Source organism: Burkholderia sp. IO2 (assembly GCF_029522185.1).
Classification (GTDB): Bacteria; Pseudomonadota; Gammaproteobacteria; order Burkholderiales; family Burkholderiaceae; genus Burkholderia; species Burkholderia cenocepacia.
In genome coordinates, this window is the sequence record NZ_JAKWFH010000051.1 from 45,179 (window position 1) to 51,723 (window position 6,545).

The 6,545-nt window shown below is 53.9% G+C and carries 4 protein-coding genes, 1 rRNA gene and 1 pseudogene; 2 read left to right on the plus strand and 4 right to left on the minus strand.

The features are described 5' to 3' along the window. Positions 1-12 precede the first annotated feature (12 nt). From MMB92_RS27295 to MMB92_RS27305, 3 genes are read right to left on the minus strand one after another with little or no spacing between them, the layout of a single operon-like run. Positions 13-1,512: a hypothetical protein gene (locus tag MMB92_RS27295; RefSeq protein ID WP_277563062.1), complete on the minus strand. Its 1,500-nt coding sequence runs from the start codon at positions 1,510-1,512 to the stop codon at positions 13-15. After that, the gene (locus MMB92_RS27300; RefSeq protein ID WP_277563063.1) at positions 1,512-3,668 is read right to left on the minus strand and encodes a hypothetical protein; all 2,157 of its coding nucleotides are present in this window, start codon (positions 3,666-3,668) and stop codon (positions 1,512-1,514) included. Before MMB92_RS27300 ends, MMB92_RS27295 begins: the two co-directional genes overlap by 1 nt. Before the next feature lie 16 nt (positions 3,669-3,684). Continuing rightward, positions 3,685-5,061, minus strand: a complete 1,377-nt coding sequence (locus MMB92_RS27305; protein WP_346828946.1) for a DNA cytosine methyltransferase — start codon at positions 5,059-5,061, stop codon at positions 3,685-3,687. 285 nt (positions 5,062-5,346) lie between these two features. Between MMB92_RS27305 and MMB92_RS27310 the strand changes: the two are divergent. Further along, positions 5,347-5,731, plus strand: a pseudogene (locus tag MMB92_RS27310) (transposase); the annotation flags it as partial. 218 nt (positions 5,732-5,949) lie between these two features. Then, entirely contained in the window at positions 5,950-6,186 is a 237-nt protein-coding gene (locus MMB92_RS27315) for a SymE family type I addiction module toxin (RefSeq protein WP_277563065.1), read from the plus strand. A 244-nt stretch (positions 6,187-6,430) separates the two neighbouring features. Here MMB92_RS27315 and rrf read toward each other — a convergent pair. Further along, positions 6,431-6,543: ribosomal RNA gene (gene rrf / locus MMB92_RS27320) — 5S ribosomal RNA — on the minus strand. Positions 6,544-6,545: the final 2 nt, after the last annotated feature.

Here is a 6,545-nt window from a genome sequence, read left to right on the forward strand (position 1 = left end):
ACACCACCAATTTCAGTTAGCAAAAGGGGGAACCAACAACATGCCGCTTTCTGCGTCCGGGCTATCCAGGACCAAACTCAGCATTCTTAATTGGCGCCCAAGTTCACTATCGTTCAGGCCATGAAGGTCGAATTCGATACCATACGAAGCCAAATGCATAGCGAGTCGCTGCACTGAGCGAGGCCCATTTACCTCGTGCAAACAACAATGAGCCATAGCCAGAACCGATGCCGGTCCGAGCGTTAGAAACCAAGGAGCATTCCGAGCTCGCCCGCGCTTTCTTAGGAAATACCCCTGATCGTATCCGCGAAGTGTCTCGTCCATCGTCTGGCGCTGACCAAGCGTGTATAGAGCGAATTCCATTAAATTGGCGCCAACACCTTTCTTGCAGGCGATAGTGCGAATTTCTCGGTCATGTAGTTCATGGTATGAGTCCATGATCCCTGCATTCGTAAGTCTCTCCCTTTGCGCCCTGATCGTCCCAAGGAATGCAAGGATTTCCGCCACAGAGTTTAGGTTGGTGACAGGTACCCCCATGTCCTCAAGTGCCCAAAGTACCCGATTAAGGCCAAGGCGGGCGGATAGATACTTGGACGCATAGTCTCTAAGCGTCGGGTGTGCTGGATGACCAAACGAAAGCATCCGCCTTTTCACTGCAAGCATCTGCGAGACAACGTCCGCCTCGGAGGTTGGCACATTGGTAGCGGTCCCTTCCATAACTCCGCGAACAACCCTCCAGATTCGGTCACTTACATCACAAAGCCAAAGTACGTGACTAACAGTGCCTATCCTTAACACCGCCTCCAACAAACTAATCCATTGGCGACGGGTCATCGCAGCCTTCGCGCTGATAATGCCGCCCAAATCAGCCACGAATTGCTTGGCTGGATATTGAAACAAAGTACGATCCGTGGATGGCAATCCCTCGAGAAAAGGCAATGCATTGGATTGCCAACCGGAACTGCCAATTCGACGAAGCTCAAATTCTTCTTGGAGCCAGCATGCCCAAACATCGTCATTGGTGTCCACGCACAGCGCCTCGTGAAGACGCTGCCACACCTTCGTTGCAGCCTCATTGGACGATGCGCCTATCTGGATGATTCGCTTGACGAGTTGCCCTGGGTTCCAGGGGTTGCCACTCAACCTCGGAGCACCCGAATACAACGCCGTATCCGGCACCACGGGGGATAACGACATGAAGCGTTTCGAAGATTGCTGTGACACCTTCGGGCTTTGGACCAGGCGATCCAGGACAGTGCGCCAAGTATCTGGTTGGATAGCACCGTCCTTGCCTTCCTTCTTACTCGCCTTGTCGGCAGCTTTCCTTAGCTCGTCCCCCAGGCCTTTCACCTGTTTCTCCGTGACATCTTTAAAGCCAGATGCCCGGTAAAGCGAAGACAGTACTACTTCGCCTGTCGAAAATTCAGGTGCCGGGCGGATATTGAACACGGAATTTTCGAATACACGGTGCGACTCCTGCCACGGGGCATCGATGAATTCCTGCGCCGACATCAAGCCTTCTCCTTTTGAACGACGAACGTTCCAAAATTACGCACGATAACGTCGTCCCGAATTCCGAGGCGAATCTCACTTCCCTCGAGCGTCTCTTCGTTACGCACAACAGCGCCAGCCAACTTTGCACGTGTAGTATCCAAAAGCGCCACGACTGACCGAGGCAATGACGCTGGCACCATTCCCTTTCTCAATGACTTCGTTGCTTTGAACAGCTCATAGGTGAGAGCGATAGGTTGTGCTGCCGCGCCAGTGCCAACACTCAAAAACCGAACTGGAGATCTTGGCCTATTTCCGTCAGGTGGCATAGGCATGGGTCGGACTTTTTGTATATCGGTCGTCAACATCACTCTACGTTCTGGAGGAGGAAGCGGTTCGCCAAAGGTCGTATTCAAGCTAACGAGGAAACGCCGATCCTTGTTTAGCAGCCCCTCTACCTGTTGTGTTGCCAACTGGAGGGAAGAAATACTGCCATTGAGAATCTGACTGAATTCACCAAGAACATCCGAGTCCTTAGTTATGCCAGATCTTACCCCTATAGACCGGCGTGCGATCCGGCAGGCAATAAGCCTGATAAATGCCTGGATACGCTCGGCCACGGCTGATTTTCGCCGTCGAATGGATTCATCCGAGAGGTGACTGTCCGCTTCCTCAAGCACCTTGAGCAAATCAACCTCAAGGGCAGACAGGCTTTGATACTTCTGGAGATAAATCCGTGCCTCTTTGACGGACAGGCTGAATCGGCGGTCCATCTCCTCAAACTTGATCGTCGTATTGCCACTAACGGCGACTTCTAAATTAGGACTAGCAAAGGCAGGATCAAGATAGCTGCTCATCCCTACCAATTGCGTGCGTAAGGTGGAGATGGACTCCTTCCGTTTGTCGAGCGTCAGGAACTGTAGTAATCCGGCAAACGTTGGGTGCCCCTCCAGTTTCAGCTCCTTGATGTCATTTCTGAGTGCTGTGGCCTTCTCCACGGGCCACGTCCCGAAAAGCGCATGTTGATATTGCATGACAACCAGTTTGAATAGGCCGCGAATCCGCTTCGTTTGCGCCTTTTTCGGGTCTCGTTCCTTGGGAGACAACAACGACGCTGCCCAACTGCATGGCCTGTAGCCTCCACTGGCAGTCGATTGAGTATTTCCTGCAAGCAGGAAAGCGGTCAAAGAAAATAGATCACGAAAATTCCATCGCTTCCCGCTAGCCAGCTCGAACCAGCGCAGCACTCGAATGTACGAAGAGCGGTGCGGCTCGCCCGCGAGTAGCTTCCTGTTTGTACAGAATGGGCAGTGGATGCCCGCCTCGCAGTGCCCGAACTCTGGCCAGTCCTGCTCGTTGATGGCTACGTCTAGAATTTGGCGTGCAGCGGATGCTGAGACGTCTACCTCATCGACCAGCGACTCCACGTCCATCGGCCAAACCGCGAAGCCCGGGTACGCGTCCAGCGGCCAGCAATCTATTCCTTTGGCTCCGAGGGAAACGGATTGGACCACTTGCTTGATCAATTCACCTACACCCGACTCGCCCCGCTCAGTGGACAGGATCAAGGCGTCGTCCAACACCCCACGGTTTACGCAGGCCATGTATACATAGTCTGGGCGACCTTCTAGGAGTCGGCGAATGTCATTGCAAAGATGTTCGGCAGGAGTGGTTCTATCATCGCGCTCGCCCTCCGAGCCATCCTGGACAATGGCTATTTCCGAAATTTTACAGTGCCCCGGAAAGTTGGTCCTGCTCGCCCGAACAAGCCGCCCGGGCAATCCGTTTTTCCCTGAATAACTGGCAGCAAACTCTGCTCGCAAGGCACCACCAAGCTGCATCGCAGCATCAAGCTCTTCGATGGTGTACTCAATAGCTTCCGTCTTACCGTTACCAGGTCCACCGATTAGGAGCACGGCCTTTGGCGTCCCCTCCCTGCCGCTGGCAATATCTTGCGCCCAGTCAGACAACCGCTCGAGCAATCGGGTTTTGATCACCCTGCCAGATGGGCGACCACTCCCGACGTAGAAGAGCTTTTTGACGCCACCTGCCTTGTCCCCCGACCAATCTAACAATCCTTCAGGATATTTGTGCATTGCTTCCTCGGCGAGGCCAGTCACCCTCGCAGAAACCTTCTGGGACTCACGAGTATGGAAGAATGATTGCTGGTCGCTCAATCATTCCCGCTTACTCCTATACAGCAGCGACCGCCGGTTCTTGTTGGCTTGCCACGCAGGATCGACTACTTTGTGTTGACGCTTGTTCTAGCCTGTCAAGAATATAAACGACTGCGAGACCAATTGCCTCGGCGAGCAAGGGTGGAACCGCGTTGCCTACCTGCGTATACCGAGGGCATTCTTTTGTGCGCCGTTTCCCCCCGGTCGTGAACTTGCCTCGAAAGTGGAACCAGTCTGGGAAGCTTTGAAGTCTGGCGCTTTCCCGGACGGTTAATATCCTAGGCTCAAAATAGTGAAGCACGTCATCCGGCAATGTCGTAATCGTCGGGGCCGGTTCCCAAGGAGACATCGGAAAGATCCTATGCTTCTTGAGTCCGAATTTCGCCCGGCTTTTTTCGTTCATCCGAACGCCTTGTGCGCACTCTTTGATGATCTTCTTGAAGCGCGCCTTTACGTCGTCCCGGTGTCGCGCAAGACGCATACTATCCATGGTATCGCCTCGGCAATGTTTGTGCATCAGCCGCTGGTAATTTGTCTTCGGCCCACAATACACTGCCTCCTCGAATCCCTTAGGAGAAGCGGGATCCGTACATGATTGCTTGACCGTGTGGCAAACTAACAGGTCGGAAATCGCGTCTTCTACGGAAATCAGCTTGGTTTTTGGCAAACCATGTTTGACCAGCATTTCAACACGCATGGATTCGAGCACATCGAAAACATGCGTACCCTCCCGTTCAAGCTGGGATGCTAGATCCTTCTTAATTCCAAAAACTATTAGCCTGGAACGACGTTGAGGGACGCCAAAAAGAGATGCATCGACAATCTTACCGTAGACAGTGTAGTCAATATCTTCAAGACTTTTCTTTAACTTGTCATAAAACGATTCGGCCGCCTGTTCCCTTGCGCCATCGCTTCCCTTCTTGCTCGAGTGTGCAACCATCATTCCGGGTACATTCTCGAGAATCAAGATGTTCGGCTTGATGGCGCCCACGGTCTGTACGTATTTTTCGAAGAGCTGATTGCGTGGGTCGTCCTCTTGCCGCCGACCGGCAAAGCTGAATCCCTGGCATGGCGGACCTCCGGCAAGGACTTGGATGTCTCCTTGCAGTTTGACAAGGTTCGCGTAGTGCTTGCCTAACAGATCGTCTATTCCCCAGGCTCGCTGCTCTAACCAGGACGGCCATGCAAACTTACTTATGGGGACTTTCCTGTCACCAAGAAAATTCTCGGCGAAGGTCTCGAATGCCATGGGGTCACGCTCCGCGACGAAGCGCCCCTGGAGACCTGCCATGGACAGCCCTAGCGATAGGCCACCACAGCCCGAGAAGAGGTCAACGAATTTGTACTTGGGCATATCTTGGATGGTTTTCCCTGACTTTAGACTGTACGGCATACCTGCTCAGCATCTCCAAGGTTGCCAACAAAGGGGTCATGTTGTCCTGATAGGGCCATCCGGAAACGAAACCATATTTGACACAGGCCGCTGATTTTACATGGTTGCTCCTAGCCGATGCTAGCCGCCAGAATGGTAGGCGCCCCCAAGAAATACTGTTCATATATACAGTAAAAAGCACCCCGCGACAACCGTTGATTCATGCACCGAAACGTGGCGGGCCCTTGTCCTTACGAACTGCGTGGATCGCACGCGACCAAGAATGGCGCACCCCAAGTACCCTGAATCCGCAGCAGTCTGGAATATGCCAGATGGAAGAACCGCAAGGCGGTTGCGCAGGCACTTCGAACGATATGCGAGGCCATGCTATGACGTGGCGAGACAGGCGCTGTGAGACCGCCTCTGGAGCGAGAAATACCCGACCATCGTGTAATCGATGTAGCACGCTTGGTGCATGTCGTCCCGTTACTGGTGTTGCAGTCAAAAATCCAGCAGATCGTTTAGACGACAAACGCCATCGAAAGCTTGAGCATACAGTTGCGCAAGATCACCAAGGCTCGCGCCACTTCCCGAATGACGAAGCGACCATCAGGTGCTGGCCAAGCCCGTGCGCGCCACCTTCGACTGGATAGCTGCCGTGAATCAGTTTGCAATTCTGGCCGGCGAGCGCCTAGGCGTGCAGATAGCGGTTTGTTCAACTCCGCGCCCACAAAAAATGCGGACTGGGTCGTTCCATACCTATCCCGTTTGGCCATCCCTCGAATTTTCCATATTTCGAGATGCCCAGTTAGGTAGACTGAAACGGCGTCACCGCAAAAAAGCGCGGGCCGCATGGGCTGCCACCCATACGACCCGCTGACCACCGCCAACTCAGCAAAGGAGTCGGAAATGGCTAAGGCCAATCATAAGTCACGCCCCGTCGCAACGGAACGCTTCGTCACTGTTCAAGAGTCAGCGCGCCATCATTCCTTGTCTAGGGTTCTCCGTGCCATCAGAGCGCACCGGAAGCTGAACACGACGTATTTCCCGTGGATCAAAATCGCGGGAGTATGGCTTGAGGACGCGGGATTCGAGGCTGGAGAACGCGTCCGGATTACTGTCGAGGACAACATCACGCCGATGTGATCAGCGCATTGTCGATGGTGAGCGTCGCGGTCACTATCCGTCTGGAAGCTCGGTACCCGATGCTCCATACCGTTAGTAACTGTGACAAGCGACGATCGTTCTGAAACTGCAGCGAGCCAGTCACTCAGGTCCGCTGCCGTGTAGCCTTTCAGCACGAGCTGCGACGCTCACCAGACGCACGCACATTTCCGCCGCGCAAATGCAAAAACCCCCGCCTTTCGGGCGGGGGTTCCTGGCTTAGGGAGCCTGACGATTACCTACTTTCACACGGGAATCCGCACTATCATCGGCGTAGAGTCGTTTCACGGTCCTGTTCGGGATGGGAAGGGGTGGGACCGACTCGCTATGGTCATCAGGCA

Bases quoted from the DNA above. Each gene is read 5' to 3' on its own strand.
- MMB92_RS27295 (WP_277563062.1), bottom strand. From the start codon at position 1,512: ATGTCGGCGCAGGAATTCATCGATGCCCCGTGGCAGGAGTCGCACCGT.
- MMB92_RS27315 (WP_277563065.1), top strand. From the start codon at position 5,950: ATGGCTAAGGCCAATCATAAGTCACGCCCCGTCGCAACGGAACGCTTC.
- MMB92_RS27305 (WP_346828946.1), bottom strand. From the start codon at position 5,061: ATGCCGTACAGTCTAAAGTCAGGGAAAACCATCCAAGATATGCCCAAG.